The following is a 19,710-nucleotide window of genomic DNA, read 5'->3' as shown; positions in this document are numbered from 1 at the left end:
TGTGCCATTGATTTCGGCCCGTACTGCTTCAGACCGGACGAGAAGAACCCAAAAGGTGAGCAGCGCAGCGCATACAGCTGCAGAGAGATCCAGAGGTCTGATTACGCCCGGTCCGATCCGTTCAATTAAGGGGTTGAATCTAACGCCTCCCTGATACTCGAAAGAAGCGTATGCGGATGAATCGGTTTTATTAACATTTTCGAGTCTATCTCTGATGTCCCTGCCTTTTCAAAAACATCAGCAGTATGGCCAGACATGAAGAGCACCTTTGAATCCGGGTTAATCTTCTTAACCTCATTGTGTACATACAGCCCGTTTCTATTTGGCATAATTACATCAGTGAGCACCAAACCGATCCGATGGTGCTGGTTTTTAAATATATCCACCGCTTCTCTGCCATCAGCCGCCTCTATCACCGTGTATCCATGGAGACTGAGACATTCCCGCAGGTAATTACGGACCATGGCATCGTCTTCTACCAGAAGAATCGTCTCTGTCCCGCATATTATCGAGGCTGCGGCCATTGCATCAGTCACGCAGACAGCAGATTCGGAATGCAGCAGAGGAATGGCAATCCGGAAGGTAGTCCCCTTCCCTGGCTCACTAACAATACTAATATGTCCCTGGTGCTGCATAACAATCCCGTGAACAAGCGAAAGACCAAGACCAGTTCCCTTTCCGGGTTCCTTGGTAGTAAAGAAAGGCTCGAATATCTTGTCCCGGATCTGCGGCTCAATCCCCGCACCTGTATCCGATACCGTAATGACCGCGTAAGGGGTCTCACTATTATGCCGACCATTACCTCCTGCAATTTTGTCTAATTTCTCGACACTTGTCATTATGGTAATATGTCCTCCCGTTGGCATGGCATCCCGGGCATTCGTAACCAGATTAATCAGCACCTGGCCAATCTGTCCGGAATCTGCCATAACAATAATATCGTGCTCGCTCTGCATCAGGAAAAGGCATATATCTTCGCTGATCAGCCGAGCCAGAAGCTTATGCACACTATCAATAACCTCTCTAAGCCTGATTGGTTTAGGATCAATCGTATCCTTTCTGGAAAATGAAAGAAGGCTTTTCGTGAGTGTTGCTGCACGTTCGCCGGCAAAAATGACCTGCTCAACGTTGTTTCTCAAGGGATGCTCGGGGCTCATTTTCATAAGCATCAGGTGAGAATATCCGCTGATTGCCGTCAGGATATTATTAAAGTCATGGGCAATGCCCCCGGCCATCTGCCCGACCGCTTCGAGCTTCTGTGCATGCATAAGTGCTGCTTCAAGTTTCCTTTTTTCGGTAATATCGATAATCAGGCTGTCATAACCGATGAGATGACCATGCTCATTGAACCGTGAAACAGCGGTATTCCTTACCCATCGAATACTGCCGTCTTTATGCCTGATCCTGTGTTCAAGCGGCTCTGTGAGCGCTCCGGAAAGAAGTTTATCTGTCTTTCTGATTACCAGGCCCCTGTCTGCGTCATAGACCATCTGAAACCATAACATTGAGTTGGCCTCGTACTCTTCAGCCGTATAGCCCGTAACAGCAACGCAGCCCGGCCCATGGACCGTCTTTACCACTCTGCCGTCTTCAACCGTCACCGTATAGATATAGTCTGTCACCGCTTCCAAAAGCCTCCTGTACCGGGCTTCGCTCTCCTGGAGATCTTTATCGATCTGCTTTCGATATGCAATTTCCTCTGTCAGTGCCCGGGTTCTTTCATCAACGAGATGCTCAAGGTTGAGGCTTACTCTACTGAGACTGTCGTGTGTTGCCTTAAGCTCGGTCACGTCTTCTGAAATACCTGCAAGACAGAGCGGCTCGCCATCCCTCCCGAAGATCGGGACTTTTGTTGTACGAAGCAGAATCCTGCCATGGCTGAAACTGTCCAGCACCTCTTCCGGAATATTCAGCACCCCTTTTAATCTGATGGCCTCCAGATCTTTCTGGCGGAAAAAGTCAGCCTGCTCCTTCGGGAAGAAGTCATAGTCTGATTTGCCGATCACGTCTTCACTTTTCAGCCCAAAGAGCTTCTCACTCTCTCTATTCCAGTAAATGAACTTTCCGTCGTCCAGCCGCTTGACAAAAACAGCTGCAGGCAGATCATTCAAAATTGTCTGAAAAGGCAGACTCTCCGGTTGAAGATCTTTCTTCTGCTCACCGTGAGCGTCAGGCAAATCAGCGAGCATGCTCTTCAGCGCAGTGTTGCCGGCAGTACCATTGCAGAAAATGCCTTTCCTTGCGTTACGCAGGTGGTGCTCCTTTTTGAATTTCTTTCCTGTCCTTCGCATATAATCCTTTTGTCACTCACCCAGTTTGCCGTCCGCCTGCCGTGCCGTACAACAATCCTCTTTCCTCCATTGACAACCACGCTCGGCCGTGTTTTTGTTTAACCGGTGCATGATTACCTCTCCTGAGTGGGGATAAAAGGCGACCTGCCTGGCATGTATGCCGCCGATATCAGTTGATGCCCTCCGAATTCCATTTTTCTGCAGAGTCCAGCGTGCAGCCACAAAGTTTCTGAATCCGACATTCACCCAAAGCCGTTCCGGTTTCTTCGCGTCAAACAGTTCAGCAGCACCGATGATCCTCACTTCCAGCTCATGAGCGGAAGCACCCCTGCCCTTAAACTGCCCGATCATATTTTCTATCGCACATTCCACATACGTCGCCTGTTCTGAGCAGCCTCCCTTGCAAAGCTGCCTGAAGTAGCATGCAGGCAAAAGCCCGTGACAGATAGCGCCCATTGACATCCGGCGGCTGAAAAGCATTACCGAAATGGAGGTTCCGACCACCGCCCTGACGACCGATGGGGTTTCTGCAAAATGCATTTCTCCGGGGTTGAGAAGGACCAAAGGCAATCCTGCAGGCTGAGTAGTCATACCAGCCTCCGGCAGACTGCAGAAACAACCGTCATATGACAAATCTTTCGACTGCGGCCTGCCGGTGCGTACCTTTTCGGGCATGTAATGCAGACCCTTGTCTGATGTCCGAATGCATGCACCGGCCTGCCGTTTCTCATGCCTCTACCTCTGCTGACTCCTGGACCATTGCGAGTTCTTCGGACGAGAATATTTTGTCGATATCAAGGATCATGATAAAGTGGTCGTCTTTCTTGCCCATCCCTTTTATGAACTCTGTCCTGAGCCTCGTCCCGATCCTCGGCGCAGGCTCTATCTGATCAGGCTCCAGGTCCATCACCTCCTGCACAGAGTCCGCCAGCGCTCCAAGCACCGTCGTCTCATTGTCCAGGTTCACTTCCACAATAATAATGCAGGTGTTGACCGTCTTTTCCGTCTCCGACATCCCGAATTTCAGTCGCATATCAACCACCGGCACCACACTGCCCCTCAGATTGATAACTCCCCGCATGAAATCAGGCGTCCTCGGCACTTTCGTTACCGATGTGAAATCAAGCACTTCCCGCACCTTCGATATATCTACCGCAAATACCTCTTCATCCAGCTTGAACGTCAGATATTGCGTCGTCTCAAGTATGGCTGTTACACTCATAAGCTTCCCCCCTAATAATTCTCGAACTGTTCGTCGAGATGGTCATGACCGTTGCCGCCCAAATCAATGCCAATTCCGGCCGCTACCATTTTTGCCTTTGGGCCGCGGGCAATAACTGTTGTCTGTGGTTTGGGTTTTGCGTGCATTATATGTTCAACCTTAGCCACAGGCTTATGTGCCTTTGCTTTTGGCTCCTGCCAAATACCGCTGGTTACCCCCTCAATCTTGAAAAATGTTACGGTGCTCTGGAGCTGCTCTGCCTGGGAAGCCAGTTCTTCGGAGGTGGATGCCATCTCTTCGGACGCTGCGGCATTCTGTTGGATAACCTGGTCCAACTGCTGGATCGCCTTGTTTATCTGTTCAGCTCCGGTGTTCTGTTCGTTGCTTGCTGCGCTGATCTCCTGCACCAGCTCGGCCGTCTTCTGGATGTCAGGCACCAGCTTTGTGAGCATCTCTCCGGCCTTCTCAGCCACCTGCACACTTGTAGTCGAAAGCTGACTGATCTCTCCGGCTGCATCCTGGCTTCGTTCTGCCAGCTTTCTGACTTCTGATGCAACTACGGCGAAGCCCTTGCCATGTTCTCCTGCCCTTGCCGCTTCTATGGCCGCATTCAGGGCCAGCAGATTTGTCTGACGTGCAATCTCCTCGATAATCGAGATCTTGCCGGCTATCTCTTTCATCGCCGAAACAGTCTCTGTTACAGCCCTGCCGCCGGCTTTAGCATCCTCCGCAGACTTGATGGCAATCTTTTCCGTCTGCTGGGCATTGTCAGCGTTCTGTCTGATATTGGAGGACATCTGCTCCATGGATGACGATACTTCCTCAACGGATGAGGCCTGCTCTGTTGCGCCCTGTGACATCTGCTGCGACCCGGAGCTCATCTGCTGGCTTCCGCTTGCAACCTGTTCTGACGCTGCCTGCACATCCGCCGCAAACATTGAGAGGTTTTCTATCATCAGGTTGAGGTTATTTTTGATGGTATTAAAGTCTCCGTTATAGCAGTCGGTGATCCTGGCCGGGATGTTGCCTTTGGAGATCTTGTCCACATAGTCAGCGGCAACGTTCAGGGGATTGATCACAGAGTCGAGTGTTTCATTGACACCGGCCACGATCTTTTGAAAATCGCCCTGATGTCTGGTGGCATCAGCGCGAGTGGCAAGGTTACCTGCCACTGCCGCCTTCGAGAGCATATTTGCGTCATCAGATAGTGCCTTTATGGCATGAATCGTTCTGTTCACTGCGCTGCCGATGGTCTCAAATGACTCACGGGTTCCGGCTGTGTCAGCGTCCCCGACTGCCGCCTCAATTGAGACATTCAGATCTCCCTGGGCAATCCGGGTCAGACCATCGGTAAGTTTTGTCACCTCGACTGTCTGGTAATCGGCGATTTTTTGCATCTTCCTGGCTGCCTGCTTGATCGCAGTCTGATCCACAACCACTTCAAAGGCGCCAATAATGTTCCCTGCAAGATCTTTCATCGGCCGGCCTGTGTAAGAGATGTCAAGATTCATGCCTGAAGGATGTGCGTCCGTCTCGCTGGACGCTTCCACACCCTTCCTTATTGCCTGGCCACACGCGCATCTGTCCGTGTTGCAGTCGGAGGTCTTGAAATTGTTATAGCATTTCTCCCCTATCAACTCCGTCTGGCTTTTGCCCAGAATCTTCGCGCCGATTCCGTTCATATACCGTATGCCAAAGTCCTTGTCAATGATCATGGCAGGCAGAGGCATGGTATCAATGTGTCCCACAAGGGTATCTATGGTCTTGTTCATCCCTTCGACGATCTTCCGGTAATCGCCATGGTGCTTCACTGCATCGGAACGCGCAGACAATCTGCCTTCAATTGCTGCATTTGAGAGCATATTAGCGTCGGAAACCAGTGCATTGACGGCATCTATGCACTGGTTAAGGTTGTTCCTGATCGCGTTGAAATCACCATGATAGCTGTCGCTGATCTTCGATGGTATATCTCCCCTGGCAATCCGATCCACGTACTCGGCTGCAACGTTCAACGGCCCGATAACAGCATCAAGCGTACCGTTTACCCCTGTCACGATCTTCTGGAAATCTCCCTGATGTTTGGTCGCATCAGCGCGGGTGGCCAGTTTTCCTTCGACTGCGGCATTCGAGAGCATGTTGGCGTCAGAAACCAGTGCCTTAATGGAACCGACCATTCTGCTCATGGCCGCCATGATACTCGCCTCACTCTTCCCTTTTGTATCAATCTCCATTGAGAGATCACCCGCAGCAACTCTGCCGGCGATCTCAGCTACCAGAGCAGGTTCACCGCCCAGTTGTGTTTTAATGCCTCTGGTAATAATCAGCCCAAGGCCTATTGCCATGATAAAACCGATGATTGTCATCATTGCCATCAGTTTCATTGACATACTCTCCTGGGCCTCGGCGTGCTTCTTTACATCGTGTGCAATCTGCACATTCAGATCAATGATCTTGCCGAGCAGCCCTTCAGCGAGTTTTGATGCGTCCCTTCCGGCGCCCATTGTCGCCTTTTTTGCCTCTTCCATTTTCCCCGCAGAAACAAGGAGCACTATCCTTTCATGCTCTTTTTTCCACGCCTCCCAGGCAGGCGTAAACTGTTTCCAGAGCGCCTCCTCTTCTTTTGTTTGCGGCAGAGGCTCATAAATCTTCCAGCCTTTTTCGGCATTCTCCCAGGACTCTTTCAATCGCTGTTTCTGTGCATCGGTGACTTCCCCTAGCATAATGCTGGTGCGTTCCGCACGGCCTACTGCGGTTTGCGCTTCATTTATCATCCCCAGGCCCAAAATACTCGGCAGCCTGTTATCCGTTACTTCATCGAATTCCCTGCCCATAGTACTCATACTCATATAGCCGATTAGGCCGATACTGGCTGCGATTACAGCAACCAGAATGAAACCGCCCAGCAGCTTTGTCCCGATCTTCAAATTGTTAACCCATTTCATTGTGCCCTCCTGTTAATAGTTGCAGTGCGTCTGACGCCGTGAGTTTTTCACCGCTCCTCTGCGCGGCAATTTCACGTTCCTTTCTGCCTTTGTCTCCATACTCGCAGTGCGTTTCTTGTCCCCTGAGCCATTCTCTTCATTTATCTCAAAGGCTTCATCAGCCATTGTCTTCTTCGTCTCAATGTGCATACTCCGTAACTATCAGTTCACCAACTCCTCTTCCATGCCGGTCAGAACATTATGCAGTGTCTCTTTCATCTGACTGGCATGTTCGATGGTGAGTATTCCTGAGAAGACCACCTGTGCCTGTCCGTCTATCTGCTCGATTTTTGCTTCCCTTGAATTCCCCGTTAGCTCTTCCTGCAGCACGCTCCTGATAACGTTCATCCTCCGCGGCGTCAGATGTTCACACGGGGTGAACACGCCGTCATTGAGGAATATCCTGGCCCCAGGGATCAGCATCTAGATGGTTGAGGGCAGCTTGCCGCATTTGGACAGCTGCCGTCTGTTTTCTGCAACAGGCTCTTCCCTTCATGGTGAATGCAGTCGCAGAAGTTGTCTGTGCAATTGCGCACAACTTCACGAATGCTTGGGATGTATGACAGTTCCGTTGCACCGCACCACCGTACCAGCCCCTCTCCGTAATATGGACAGTCCATGATTCCCTCCTCCTTTTTCTAAAAGAGTGTTATCGTATTCCGCTCATCCCGATACGTTGCACTGCCAGAAAAACCATTACGCCGGCACTGACCGCCGCCTGCAGTGGAGCCTGAAGCAGAATCACGGTAAGGAGCATCCTGCGGTCAAAGGCGCTCTTTGCCGCTTTCCTGACTGTTATTGGCATACCATCTCTTGGACCTTGCTGATCATCTGCTCAATTCTGAAGGGTTTCTTAAGCAGACTATAGGCATTGTCAGGCACAATTCTTTCAATCTCACTCTCATCAACAAAGGCTGCAACAAAAAGCACCGGGACATATACGCCCCGCTCCCGGAGAATGTCACAGACCTTGAGCCCGCTGAGGTAGGGCATATGAATATCCAGGATAATCAGATCGAAAGGGATATGTGTCCCGTTGCCCAATATTTTCACCAGGGCATCAGCGCCATCCTGCGCCTCGCTTGTCCGGTACCCTGCCCGGCGCAGAGCCAGCACAGCCGCAAACCTGAACGGAACTTCATCGTCTGCTATCAGAATGTGTTTTGCATGATCATTATTTGTCATTGTCTTCTCACACCACACGTGGAATAAATTCCAGATCTTACAATCTTTATTGCATAGAATATGCCAGACATTGCGATAGCGCATATGCCTTGTTTAAACAGTAAAATCAGGAAAAAAGGCCTGGACGGGTTATGTAAATAAAGTTTACAACTTTCAATAACTATCGGGAGTCAAACACTAATTTTGAAATGGGGTGTAAATAAAGTTGCAGGGGTACAACAAAAATGCAGGTATTACAAAATTGGTCAGGCTTCCGAACGCTTCGTATGTTTGTTCAGCTTTTTATGAATGGCCTGCCGTGTTATCCCAAGAAGAGACGCAGCCATACTGACATTGCCCATGGAGAGTTCAAGCGCCTTCTGCATAAAAAAATCATCGATCTCTTTCTTGGTCGGAAAATGCGAAAAAGAGCAGGTGACGGCGGGCTGTGCGCCAAAACATGACATCACGGTAAGATCGAGAGATGGCGCATTGTGCTGTATGACCTCTCTGAAACTTTCCATTGAAAGCACACCAGACTTATGACGTGCCACGGCATCATAGCACATCCCCTGCAACTCCCGGACATTCCCCGGGAAATGGTACAGGCCAAGCAGGGGGAGAAGACCAGGCGTTGTTGCCGGCTTTTTCCTGTTCATGGATGCTGCGGCCTCTGCCAAGAAATAATCCGTCAGCAATGGAATGTCCTCAGGCCTCTCTCTGAGAGGGGGCATATGGACATGGTGCGTGTTGAGCCGGTAGTACAGGTCTTTTCGAAAAACGCCTTCATGCATGCAGCTATGGAGGTCCTTGTTGGTAGCCACAACAATCCGTGCATCACTCTTTTTTGGCATGTCTGAGCCCAGCGGGTAATAAATATTCTCCTGCAGCAGCCTGAGGAGTTTGACCTGTGATGCCTCCTGCATGTCGCCGACTTCATCAAGAAAAAGCGTTCCTCCGGCAGCCTGCTGTATAAGTCCTCCGCGTTGTTTTTCAGCGCTGGTGAAGGCGCCCCTCTCGTGGCCGAACAGGGCATCGGAAAACATACTGTCGTCGAGCCCAGCGACATTAACGGCAACAAGCTCACCTTTGCGGCCACAAATACGATGGATCGCCTGCGCCATGAGTTCTTTTCCAACGCCTGTCTCCCCGGTGATCAGGACAGGCTGCTTCGACATGCCGATCGCTTCAATATATCGAAAGACGCTCTGCATCTTCTCGCTTCCGGTCACTATGGACGAAAACGCCTCCGGATGCCTCAAGTCCCTGCAGATCAGAGAATGTCTGAGAGCAGACGCCTCAAGGCTCAGTTCTTTCATATCGAGCGTTCTTTTAATAACGGCGACAAACCGACTCTTCTCTACCGGCTTGGTAAGGTAGTCTGAAGCGCCATATTTCATACAATTGATGGCGGTTTCGACATCATTTGATGATGTCATCATGATAACCGGTATATACGGGTAGTCCTTTTTAAGGGTCAGGAGAAGTTCAGGGCCGGAGAGATGGGGCATTAATACATCGAGCACAATAGCAGCTGCGCCAAATTCGGCAAGGAACGGCAGGACATCCCGGCTGTCCTGACAGGTTCTTGCCTGGTCAATGCCAGCAGCACGAAGGATAAGGCTGTAGGTATCGAGAATGGCCTGCTCATCATCAACGAGCAGCACGCATGAATTATGTTCGCTTCCGTTATACATACAGGTCTGTCACCTATTCGGCAGATGATGAATATGAGCACGGCAGACTCACCATAACCGTAGTCCCCGCACCGGCTTCCGACTCAAATACGATAGATCCATTATGATTGGTGACAATGGATGACGCTATGGCCAACCCCAGTCCGACACCACTCCTGTCGCGTTTTGTCGTAAAAAAAGGGTTCGATGCGCGGCGTAAAATTTCCTGAGTCATCCCAACACCCTCATCGGTGACCTCGATTATAACAACATTAGGCCCCCTCTCATAGCGGGAATAAACAGAAACGCCTTTTGTCCTGTCTGTGAGCGCCTGCAGCGCATTGGTGATAAGGTTCGTCACAACCTGCTCAAGCGCCTGTCTGTTGCCCCTCACATGCGGAACCTCTTCATCAGGAATCCAGCGGAAGTTATCAGTGGCTGTCTTGATCTGGCTGTCAAGGATCTCAAGGGAAGACCGGACGACTTCATTCAGATCAACGTTTTCAGATACATAGTCACCCAAAGGAGAGGTATAGGCCTTCAGGCTGGTTACAATGTTATTGATGCGGTCAGAACCTTCAAGCAGGTATCGAATCGCTTTCTGCACATCCTCTTTCATTGCGGGGAAGGAAAGTCCGCCAAGGGAGAAATCGCCGACCTGTCTCCACTGCTGAAGTAAAACCTGCTCCGCATCGCGCCAGATATCCTGAAGCAACTGCGCATTCGACATGATAAAGGCATTTGGGTTATTGATTTCATGCGTAATGCCGGCCGAAAGCTGCCCCAGCACGGCAAGCTGATCGTTTATCCTCGCACGCTCCTCAAGTTTTATCTTATCCGTGATGTCCATGATCATCGCCTGCTTTGAAAACGACCCGTCGACATGCCGGATCGGCGTATTGACAACATAATACCAGCGTCCATCCTTTGGACTCTGCAGCTCCCACCGCACAATCTCTCCTCTGAAGACGCGGTCATTGACGCACCATGGACAGATCGAGTCGCGATCATGCAGGGTCGAATAGCAGACTTCACCCACTGCGTTCCTTCCGGTGCGCTCGATGAGCTTCTCATTCATGAACTCAATGCGGTAATCCTGCGAACAGATATAGATGAGACCGTCAAAGCTTTCGATCATGGCGCGCAACTTGCCCTCTTTCTCCCGCAATTCCCTTTCTGCATTTTTGCGCTCTGATATGTCCCGGTGAAAGCATATGAAATATTTCTCGCCGCTCAACTCGGTAAAGCTCACCGACACTTCAAACTCAATCGTATGTCCCGCCTTGTGACGATGCGCCACCTCAAAGATAAGGCCTCCGTCTGCAACGATCTTCTTTTTTCTTTCAGCATCAACCCGGGGGTCTAATCCTATATCGAGGTCTGCCAGTTTCATATGCAGCATCTCTTCGATACTATATCCGTGCATCGCAGCAAACGACTCGTTCATCGAGTAAATGTCGCCGTTTACTGTCAACAGAAGGATACCTTCCCCCGCTTTTTGAAAGAGATCGCGGTATCGCTTTTCACTCTCCTGCAGAGCTCTTTTCGCTTCCATCTCAGCAGTCTCAACCCGTTTAAACTCGGTAATATCGCGGATAATTCCCCGATAGGCAGTTATCGCGCCCTTGTCGCCCTGCACTGCAGTTAATGAACAGCGAGCCACTATTGTTTCGCCTCTCTTTCTCCTGATGCTAACCTCATATTCAGCCGTCCCCAGATCATTGACCATTGATAGAATCCGTCTTCTGTCAGGCGGACAGGCGTATATGTCCCGCTCCAGATCGAGGCTCATGACTTCCTCTTTTGTGTCATACCCAAGGATCTGGATTCCCTTCTTATTTATGTCGAGGATGTTACCCTCAGGGGAACTGATAAAGAGCCCGTCAAAAGACTCTTCAAAGAGCGTCCGATATTTCTCTTCGCTCCGGCGCAGTATTTCCTCAGCCCGCTTGCGTTCGGTGATATCACGAACCAAAGTCAGGCAGTAATCGCGGCCATCGAAATCAAAATGATTTGCCTTGATCTCTACCGGAAAAGCATAGCCATCCTTTGTCCGGTGTCGTCCTTCGAAGACCACCGAACGCTGCGTTTTGAGATCATTCCAATGATCGGGCCAGCGTTCCGCTGGAAAGTCAGGGTCAATATCCGGCACACCAAGGCCGAGCAGTTCAGCGCGGGTATATCCCAGAACACGACAGGATTCTTCGTTTACGTAATTAAAACGTGCATTTTCATCGGTCAGAAAAACTGCCTCATGGCTATTGTTCAGTGCAAAATTCATAAGAGCAAGGTGCTGCTCAGCCCGCTTGCGCTCGGTAATGTCTTTCAGATACTGAATAACCCCTTTTATTTCTCCCTCTTCCCCAAGGAAGGGAAAGACGTATACCTCAAGCCAGCCCTCTCCGGAACCAGCGCAGTTGAAGGGGATGGTCTCAACCTGGGATACCCGACCTTCAATAGCCCTGATCGTGGCACAGTCTTCGCATCGCTCTGTCGCATTACGGTACACTTCAAAACACTTTTTTATTTTGAACCCGACGGGGCTATGATTCGGAAAGAGCTTCTCGACAGCCCGGTTCGCCATGATTATGTTCTGATCACGGTCTACAACCGCTATGCCGTCCTGAATACTGTTGAATACGCCACTGAGAAGCAGACGGTTTCTTTCGAGTGCCGCTTCCACCTCTTTTCTGCGGTCGATCTCGTTCGTCAGAGATGATATAGCTTCCTCAAGATTCTTAGTACGCTCTTCCACCATTTTCTCAAGATGCAGTTGATAGGTATCAAGCTTTTGTTCTATCTTTTTGCGCTCGGTGATGTCGCGGCCTACAGCCTGGCATTCGATAAGAATACCGTTCTCTGTAAATATTCCACGGTGGGTCCAGTGCTGCCAGCGGATCGTGCCGTCGGTCATGATCACCCGGTGCGTAAGCTGCATGATCGGTTCATCGAATGAGATTTTCCTGACTTTATCGAGAACAATGGAAAGATCGGGCTCAGGGATATGCGGTATGTAGTTCCGGTCCAGGAGTTCCCCGGGCTGCTTTCCATAATAGCGGGCATAGGCACCATTGACAAAGGATATGCGTCCGTCGTGCCGATAGCGGCAGATCAGTTCCGTCTGGTCCTCAAGTATGGAGAGATACCGGGCCTCGCTCACTTTCAGCGCCTCTTCCGCCTGCTTGCGCCCGGTAATGTCATTGCCAATACTAATGATTTCTGTCAAGCTTCCGGCACTATCCAAAACAGCGGTATTTCTCCAATGCATCCAGAGGCGTTTACCGTCTTTGGTAACATTCTCATTTTCGTTATCGCGATATTTCTCAGGTTGCGTGACTATCTCTTTGATTATCGTTCGCAGGTTCCGGCCCGTGCTCTCTGTTTCATCAACAATCGTCCCCATTATGTTTCTTCCCACAAGTTCCTTCTTCTGATACCCAAACAGCTCTGCACCGTATTCATTAATAAATGTCACCGTACCGCTGATGTCCCATCGAAGAACCACGCTCATTGCAAGTTCAACAAGCTCCAGGTAGCTCCTCTCAGTCCCGTTTCGCATTGAGTTCCTTTTCTCCCTAATGGGTAAGAGTTTATCCTACGTCTGACATGAATGAGCGGCACAAATACGATATCCCAGCAATATTAGCAGATATCAAAAAAAAAACAAGGGGCTCGATAAAGCCCCTTGTTTTAAAAAATGCCTTTTACCGCAGATACTGCTATTATTTCTTCTTTGTCTTGCCCTTGATCGCGGCCTGTGCTGCTGCAAACCGTGCGATAGGAACCCTGAAGGGTGAGCAGCTCACATAATTGAGTCCGATATTGTGGCAGAACTCGACAGACTTCGGCTCGCCGCCATGTTCACCACAGATGCCAAGCTTCAGGTCTTTCTTCACTTTTCTGCCCATCTCGGCAGCAACCTTCATAAGTGCACCGACACCGGTCTGGTCGATAGTGATGAAGGGGTCTTCCTTGAGAATGCCGTTTTCGACATAGAAAGGGAGGAACCTGCCGGCATCGTCACGGGAAAGTCCATAAACAGTCTGGGTAAGGTCATTCGTGCCGAAAGAATAGAAGTCAGCCACTTCAGCAATCTGGTCAGAGGTGACGCATGCCCTCGGCAGCTCGATCATGGTGCCGACCGTGTAAGCGACCTTAACCTTCTTTTCTTTCTTCACTCTTTCAGCAGTATCAACAACTACCTTTTTCATCGCAATCAGCTCGTTGACATGACCGACAAGCGGGATCATGATCTCAGGCGCAACCTTCACCTTCTGTTTTGCAAGCTCGCATGCAGCCTCCATAATCGCCTGTGCCTGCATCTCGTAGATCTCAGGGAAGGTTACTCCAAGCCGGCAGCCGCGATGACCTAACATGGGGTTAAACTCATGGAGTGATTTGTTCTTTGCATTGAGCTTGTCAAAGGAAACACCCATATCATCAGCAAGGTCATGAAGCTCTTTGTCCGTATGCGGCAGGAACTCATGAAGCGGCGGGTCAAGGAGCCTGATCGTGACCGGCAGTCCTGCCATAGCCTTGAATATCCCAATGAAGTCGCTCTTCTGAAATGGCAGGAGCTTGGCAAGCGCCTTCTTCCTTCCCTCAACCGTGTCAGAGAGGATCATCTCACGCACAGCCTTGATCCTTTCTGCGCCGAAGAACATATGTTCTGTCCTGCAGAGGCCGATACCCTCTGCGCCGAAGTTCCGGGCAGTGGTCGAATCTTCAGGAGTATCAGCATTTGTCCTGACCTTAAGCGTCCTGTACAGATCAGCCCATTTCATCAGCTGCTTATACCATGGGTTATTGTCAGGATCAGCAGGCAGAAGATCAAGCTTGCCCTCATACACACGGCCTTTTGTACCGTTCAGGGTGATCCAGTCGCCTTCTTTCAGGACCCTGCCGTTGACATGGACCTCTTTCTTTGAAACATTGATATCAAGGGCTGAACAGCCTACAATACAGCATTTGCCCCAGCCTCTGGCAACAAGTGCAGCATGGCTGGTCATACCACCTTTGGCGGTCAGAATTGCCTCTGCTGCGTGCATGCCGTGGACATCCTCCGGAGAGGTTTCCGTCCTGACGAGGATGACTGTCTCGCCTTTCTTTGCCCATGCAGCAGCATCATCAGCCGTAAGAACGATCCTGCCGATCGCACCGCCGGGTCCGGCAGGAAGTCCCTTAGCAAGCTCAGTTGCCTTCTTCTCGGCAACCGGCGCAACGCTGGGATGAAGCAGTTCATCAAGCTGTTCAGGCTTTACCCGCATGATCGCGGTCTCTTTTGATATCTGCTTTTCATTTGCCATCTCAACAGCCATGCGGATAGCGGCCTGACCATTACGTTTGCCAACGCGGGTCTGCAGCATCCAGAGCCTGCCGTCTTCGATCGTAAACTCAATATCCTGCATGTCGCTGTAATGTTTCTCAAGTCTTCTCTGTATGGCATACAGCTCCTTGTAGAGCTTTGGCATGCTTTCTTCAAGAGAAAAAAGATGTTTTGTATCTGCGGTCTTGCCGGCCTTGTTCACCGGGTTGGGAGTCCTGATACCTGCAACAACATCCTCGCCCTGTGCATTGGGCAGCCATTCACCAAAAAACATATTCTCGCCGGTTGCCGGGTTACGGGTAAAGGCCACGCCAGTAGCTGAAGTGTCGCCGGTATTGCCAAAAACCATGGACTGTACATTTACGGCAGTTCCCCAGTCCTCAGGTATCTTCTCGATCCTTCTGTAGGATATTGCCCTCTTTCCCATCCATGACTGAAATACCGCGCCAATGCCGCCCCAGAGCTGGGCCTTCGGGTCGTCCGGAAATGATTTTTTCAGCGTATGTTTTATGATTACCTTGAACTCTTCGCACAGAAGCTTCAGGTCGTCAACCGAAAGATCCGTATCGCTTTTGTATCCTTTTGATTTCTTCACCGCCTCCAGAGCAGTCTCCAGTTTATGACGGATACCATGGCCATCCTCAGGCTCGATGCCTGCGGCTTTTTCCATGACAACATCGGAATACATCATCATCAGTCTGCGGTATGCGTCGTAAACAAAGCGGGGATTGTTCGTCTTCTTGATAAGACCGGGGATGGTCTTTGTGGTGAGTCCGACGTTCAGGACCGTCTCCATCATGCCCGGCATTGAACTCCTTGCGCCGGAGCGGACCGACAGGAGAAGGGGGTTAACCGGATCGCCGAACTTCTTGCCCATGATCTTCTCGACCTTTGCAACTGCGGCATTAGCCTGACCTTCCAGCTCCTTCGGATATTTGCGGTTATTCTTGTAATACAATGTGCAGACCTCGGTCGTGATCGTGAAGCCTGCAGGGACCGGAATACCGAGGTTCACCATCTCCGCAAGGTTAGCACCCTTACCTCCGAGGAGATTTTTCATCTCAGCCTTTCCATCGGCCTTGCCTGCACCGAAAAAATAGACATACTTTTTTGCCGATTTGCTTGCCATGAATACCCTCCAGAGTAATGATTTTAATAGGCTTTATAGACTACATCAGTGCCTCGTGAAATTTCAAGATTCATAAAGGCCATGAACACCTTCATGATTTCCCTTGAGACGTGGGGGGAAACATGGTATATAGTAATGAAGGAGACAATCATGAAAAGGTTACTTCTTTTTTGCTTACTGCTTACAACACTTTCTTCCTGCGCCCATATCATCTCGGCTGAAAACCGTGAAAATGCGCTCAGCACTGTTTCGCTTGGCGAAGTCCGTGCCCATGCTGACCAGTATGCAGGAAAGACGTTTATTTTTGGCGGTGTTATCGCTCATACAGCAGCCACGGAAATGGGGTCCGAGCTTGAAGTTATCCAGATGCCCCTGGACGAATGGGGATATGTGGCCGCGCATGATCAATCAGAGGGCAGGTTCATTGTTACTGCCAGGAGCCACCTTGACCCGCTTATCTTCAGGAAAGGCAGGGAGGTAACCATCTCCGGAGTTCTTATGGGAACAAGGACAGAAAAACTCGGAGAAAATGACTACCATTTCCCGTTATTCAAGGCAAAGGAGATACATCTGTTGCCCCGGAAGGTATATTACCCTGCTTCTTATTACGGCTACGAACCGCTTTATTACCCTTATTATTGGGGCGGTCCCTTCTTTCTGCAGCCCTCTCTGTATTTTCATATGCACTGAGCCTCATCACAACTTACTTTTCGCCAATACGTGATGAAGCAGAAGTCGGGCGAGTAGTCCGACTCCCCCGTTTGATTCGACAGGGTCTCATCACCCCTTATCGTTCATTGAACTCAAATTATATCATCTATTAACTGCAGTTTTAGCTTATGACGATTGGCGACAAAGAATAATATAATAATAGTATTTCTAATCAATATGTTATCCAGATAACCAATGCTTTGTCGGTGGTTAACAAATATTTTTTTAGAATTTATTGATTGCTATTGACAGGATATATGATATTTATTATTATACATCATTATTAGTTTTACTTATTAACATATAAGAACATCTGCCGGTAACCCGTCAGGTGAAGACAGAGAAAGGAGACAGTGAGGTTATGGGAAAATTCAGACGCAGAGGAGCAGAAACCGTAGAGGCAGGGACATACTGGAACTTCGAGTCCGGGAACAAAGTAAATCTAAAGCAGGGGGGACTACTGCCTGGCGATCCTTCGCAGTCGTATTACAAGGCACCACCGCTTCTGATCCTCGCATTGGCGGCAGCGGCAGCGCATCTCTTCATGTACGTTCTGCCTAAGTATCTGGTCCAGCTCTATGCAGCATATGTCGATAATCTTATCAGGGCTTACGTAATATTCGATTTTGTCTTGCTTGGGGCTGCAGTGACAGGACTTTTGGTAATGAGCTTCCGCGATCTGTCCAGCGGAGCAGTGAGGCTGCCGTCCCTCAGATCCGAAACTCTTGCACCGATCAAAGTCAGGAATGACGATACCCCTCAGGACTAATAACCGCGAAAAGAACACCCTGACGCAAAAGCCATAAAAAAAGGCAGGGTTTGAGCCCTGCCTTTTTTTATCTGCAACAAAGACGGCCGACCTAGCCCTGCTTTGCCTTCTCCAGAGACTGAAACTCAATAATCTTGCCGGAGTCCTCATGGTGCATCCGGGACCTGCCGTCAAAAACACCGCCCTCTGCAATAACAAGCTTACCCGTGAATATCTCGCCGAAGAGCTGGCCCTTATTTTTGATCTCAACGATCTCCTTTGCCTTGACGTTTCCGTCAACTCTGCCGCCGACAACAATGCCCCGGGCCGTGATATCGCCCTTAACATGTGACTTGTCTCCAAGCACAACCCAGTCAGCAACAATATTTCCATCAACCCTGCCATCAACCCTGAGCGTGCCCTTGGTCTCAATATCGCCCTTGAAGGTTGAATTGGCTCCGATAAACGATTCAAGCTTCTCAACATTCTTGTTAAACATTATGAGGTCCTCCTCTCAAGATAGTTCGATGGATTCATCGGCTTACCTTCCCGCCAGACTTCGTAATGGACATGAGGACCGGTTGAATTACCCGTTGAGCCGATATATCCGATGATATCTCCTCTTTTCACCTTCTGGCCAATCTTAACGTTCAGCATCTTGTTATGCGCATAATACGTAGAAAACCCAAAGCCATGCTCCAGAGCCACAAGGTTTCCGCTTCCGCCTGACCAGTCAGCAAAGCTTACGATACCGTCGGCGGTTGCCCGCACAGGCCTGCCAGGGTCAGCGGCAATGTCAATGCCCGTATGAAACTGAGGCTCACCGCTTCGGGGATGTTCACGACTGCCAAACCCGGATGTCAGGCGTCCCTCAACAGGCCATCCCTTTGGGGTCGAAACATATAGGTCGCGCTGCTGACTCATATAGTCCTTTATTTCACCTACCGTCGACATAGTTATCTTAATCTGCTGCTTTAACTGTTCCATATCAATTGAGCCGGTATCTGAAGTATCAATATGCTCAAGCACCTTCTCTCTGGATTTAAGTGAAAAGAGCTTTTGAAAATCGCCTTCCGCCTTTTTCAGGCCGGCCATGGTCGTCTTAATTTCCATAAACTGGGATGAGTAATAGTTCAACTTTTCCTTCATTCTTTTATATTCAAACGCATCAATTGCCACAGAAAACACATAAACCGTACCGATAAACCAAAGGATAATCGAAGCAAGAACACCGACAGAAGGAACCTTGATGCTGAGTGATTTTCTGTCCGTATGCGGAATAAGCATGATCGTGATCGGCGTAAATGCCCTTTTGAGCAATCTCCTGACCTTATACATAGCGTACCCCCTCTGCTGCCTTTTCCATTGTGCCGATGCGATAAGCTTTATACCCTGCCTTCTTCAGAAGGGCAATGGTCTTATCGGCTTCCCCCTTGTCAACAATCATGGCAAATCCAATCCCCATATTAAATGTGCGCTTCATATCCACATCAGGGACATTGCCAAGCCGCTGCATTACCGTAAAAACAGGCGGCACAGGCCAGGACTGTTCTTCGACAATTGCCCCGAATCCTGCAGGAAATACCCTCGGCAGATTGCCCGGGATACCGCCGCCGGTGATATGCGCCATACCTTTCACCTTCACCGCAGCCTTAACTGCAGCGTACGCCTTCACATAGATCGTGGTAGGACTGAGCAGTTCTTCTCCCAGCGTCTTGCCAAATTCAGGGATAAATTTTTTGACGCTCATCTTTTTATGATCAAAGAAAATCTTTCGAACCAGAGAATATCCGTTGCTGTGAATACCGCTCGATGCAAGCCCGATTATGGCATCACCTTTCCTGATTTTCGAACCGTTAATGATCTTGTCCTGATCAACAACCCCAACCGCAAAACCTGAAAGATCATACTCGCCCTTATCATAGAAACCGGGCATTTCTGCTGTCTCGCCGCCGACAAGTGCACACCCTGACTGCATGCAGCCGGCAGTTATGCCCCTGATCACATCTGCAGCCTTTTCAGGCTTTAATCTGCCTGTAGCAAAGTAGTCTAAAAAAAACAGGGGCTCAGCGCCGCTCGTAAGAATGTCATTTACACACATGGCAACAAGGTCAATGCCGACCGTATCGTGCCTGTCAGTCATGAACGCGATTTTGAGCTTCGTGCCTACACCGTCGGTACCGCTCACCAGCACCGGCTTTTTGAATTTCTTTGTGTCGACCCTGACAAGGGCCCCGAAAAGGCCGATGCCGCTCAGAACCTCAGGGCGGAGGGTCTTCTTCACCAGAGGACCGATGAGATCGACAAATCTGTCTCCCTCGTCGATATCGACGCCAGCCTTTTTATAGGTAATTGTCTGTTTCTTTTTCATAATGAGCTGTTTCAGCCGGAAGGAAAATATATCGTTGCTTATTGGTAAATATTTTGCACAAAGGCAGTTCAAAGGGCAAGCAATTTTTTAT

The 19,710-nt window shown here is 49.8% G+C and carries 16 protein-coding genes; 2 read left to right on the top strand and 14 right to left on the bottom strand.

The features are described from left to right. Window positions 1-125 precede the first annotated feature (125 nt). From HZB31_05800 to HZB31_05750, 11 genes are all read right to left on the bottom strand, one after another. Entirely contained in the window at window positions 126-2,291 is a 2,166-nt protein-coding gene (locus HZB31_05800; protein ID MBI5847454.1) for a PAS domain S-box protein, read from the bottom strand. A 12-nt stretch (window positions 2,292-2,303) separates the two neighbouring features. Continuing rightward, window positions 2,304-2,882 carry a chemotaxis protein CheD gene (locus HZB31_05795; GenBank protein ID MBI5847453.1) on the bottom strand — a complete coding sequence of 193 codons (579 nt, stop codon included), beginning with the start codon at window positions 2,880-2,882 and terminating at the stop codon, window positions 2,304-2,306. A gap of 136 nt (window positions 2,883-3,018) precedes the next feature. Beyond that, window positions 3,019-3,513 carry a chemotaxis protein CheW gene (locus tag HZB31_05790; GenBank protein MBI5847452.1) on the bottom strand — a complete coding sequence of 165 codons (495 nt, stop codon included), beginning with the start codon at window positions 3,511-3,513 and terminating at the stop codon, window positions 3,019-3,021. 11 nt (window positions 3,514-3,524) lie between these two features. Further along, complete coding sequence (locus tag HZB31_05785) at window positions 3,525-6,014, bottom strand: PAS domain-containing protein (protein MBI5847451.1); 2,490 nt, start codon at window positions 6,012-6,014, stop codon at window positions 3,525-3,527. 453 nt (window positions 6,015-6,467) lie between these two features. After that, the gene (locus HZB31_05780) at window positions 6,468-6,620 is read right to left on the bottom strand and encodes a hypothetical protein (protein MBI5847450.1); all 153 of its coding nucleotides are present in this window, start codon (window positions 6,618-6,620) and stop codon (window positions 6,468-6,470) included. Between the two features lie 36 nt (window positions 6,621-6,656). Continuing rightward, window positions 6,657-6,842, bottom strand: a complete 186-nt coding sequence (locus HZB31_05775) for a hypothetical protein (GenBank protein MBI5847449.1) — start codon at window positions 6,840-6,842, stop codon at window positions 6,657-6,659. 301 nt (window positions 6,843-7,143) lie between these two features. Then, window positions 7,144-7,299 (bottom strand): hypothetical protein, encoded by a 156-nt coding sequence (locus HZB31_05770; GenBank protein MBI5847448.1) that lies wholly within the window; start codon window positions 7,297-7,299, stop codon window positions 7,144-7,146. Next, window positions 7,290-7,679, bottom strand: coding sequence for a response regulator (locus HZB31_05765; protein ID MBI5847447.1), 390 nt, complete (start codon window positions 7,677-7,679; stop codon window positions 7,290-7,292). The genes HZB31_05770 and HZB31_05765 overlap by 10 nt, the downstream gene beginning before the upstream one ends. A 245-nt stretch (window positions 7,680-7,924) precedes the next feature. Continuing rightward, window positions 7,925-9,355, bottom strand: coding sequence for a sigma-54-dependent Fis family transcriptional regulator (locus HZB31_05760; GenBank protein ID MBI5847446.1), 1,431 nt, complete (start codon window positions 9,353-9,355; stop codon window positions 7,925-7,927). 13 nt (window positions 9,356-9,368) lie between these two features. Then, on the bottom strand, window positions 9,369-12,893 hold the full coding sequence (locus HZB31_05755; GenBank protein ID MBI5847445.1) for a PAS domain S-box protein: 3,525 nt from the start codon (window positions 12,891-12,893) through the stop codon (window positions 9,369-9,371). A 163-nt stretch (window positions 12,894-13,056) separates the two neighbouring features. Further along, the gene (locus HZB31_05750; GenBank protein ID MBI5847444.1) at window positions 13,057-15,789 is read right to left on the bottom strand and encodes a pyruvate, phosphate dikinase; all 2,733 of its coding nucleotides are present in this window, start codon (window positions 15,787-15,789) and stop codon (window positions 13,057-13,059) included. A gap of 150 nt (window positions 15,790-15,939) precedes the next feature. On the opposite strand from HZB31_05750, the gene HZB31_05745 reads away from it, so the two are divergent. Together HZB31_05745 and HZB31_05740 are read left to right on the top strand one after the other, a co-directional pair. After that, window positions 15,940-16,479, top strand: coding sequence for a Slp family lipoprotein (locus HZB31_05745; GenBank protein ID MBI5847443.1), 540 nt, complete (start codon window positions 15,940-15,942; stop codon window positions 16,477-16,479). A gap of 382 nt (window positions 16,480-16,861) precedes the next feature. After that, window positions 16,862-17,269: a hypothetical protein gene (locus HZB31_05740; protein MBI5847442.1), complete on the top strand. Its 408-nt coding sequence runs from the start codon at window positions 16,862-16,864 to the stop codon at window positions 17,267-17,269. Window positions 17,270-17,360: 91 nt separating this feature from the next. On the opposite strand, the gene HZB31_05735 is transcribed toward HZB31_05740, so the two are convergent. Genes HZB31_05735 through HZB31_05725 form a run of 3 tightly spaced genes read right to left on the bottom strand, consistent with a single transcriptional unit; the run spans window position 17,361 to window position 19,619 of the window. Continuing rightward, window positions 17,361-17,747, bottom strand: coding sequence for a polymer-forming cytoskeletal protein (locus tag HZB31_05735; protein MBI5847441.1), 387 nt, complete (start codon window positions 17,745-17,747; stop codon window positions 17,361-17,363). Then, complete coding sequence (locus tag HZB31_05730; GenBank protein ID MBI5847440.1) at window positions 17,747-18,586, bottom strand: M23 family metallopeptidase; 840 nt, start codon at window positions 18,584-18,586, stop codon at window positions 17,747-17,749. Before HZB31_05730 ends, HZB31_05735 begins: the two co-directional genes overlap by 1 nt. Beyond that, a complete protein-coding gene (locus tag HZB31_05725) occupies window positions 18,579-19,619 on the bottom strand; it encodes a phosphoribosylformylglycinamidine cyclo-ligase (protein MBI5847439.1) in 1,041 nt (346 codons plus the stop codon). The genes HZB31_05730 and HZB31_05725 overlap by 8 nt, the downstream gene beginning before the upstream one ends. Between the last annotated feature and the right edge of the window lie 91 nt (window positions 19,620-19,710).

Source organism: Nitrospirota bacterium (assembly GCA_016235245.1).
Lineage (GTDB): Bacteria > Nitrospirota > Thermodesulfovibrionia > Thermodesulfovibrionales > UBA6898 > UBA6898.
The sequence above is the reverse complement of the archived record's forward strand: the minus strand, read 5'-3'. Positions and strand labels throughout refer to the sequence as shown.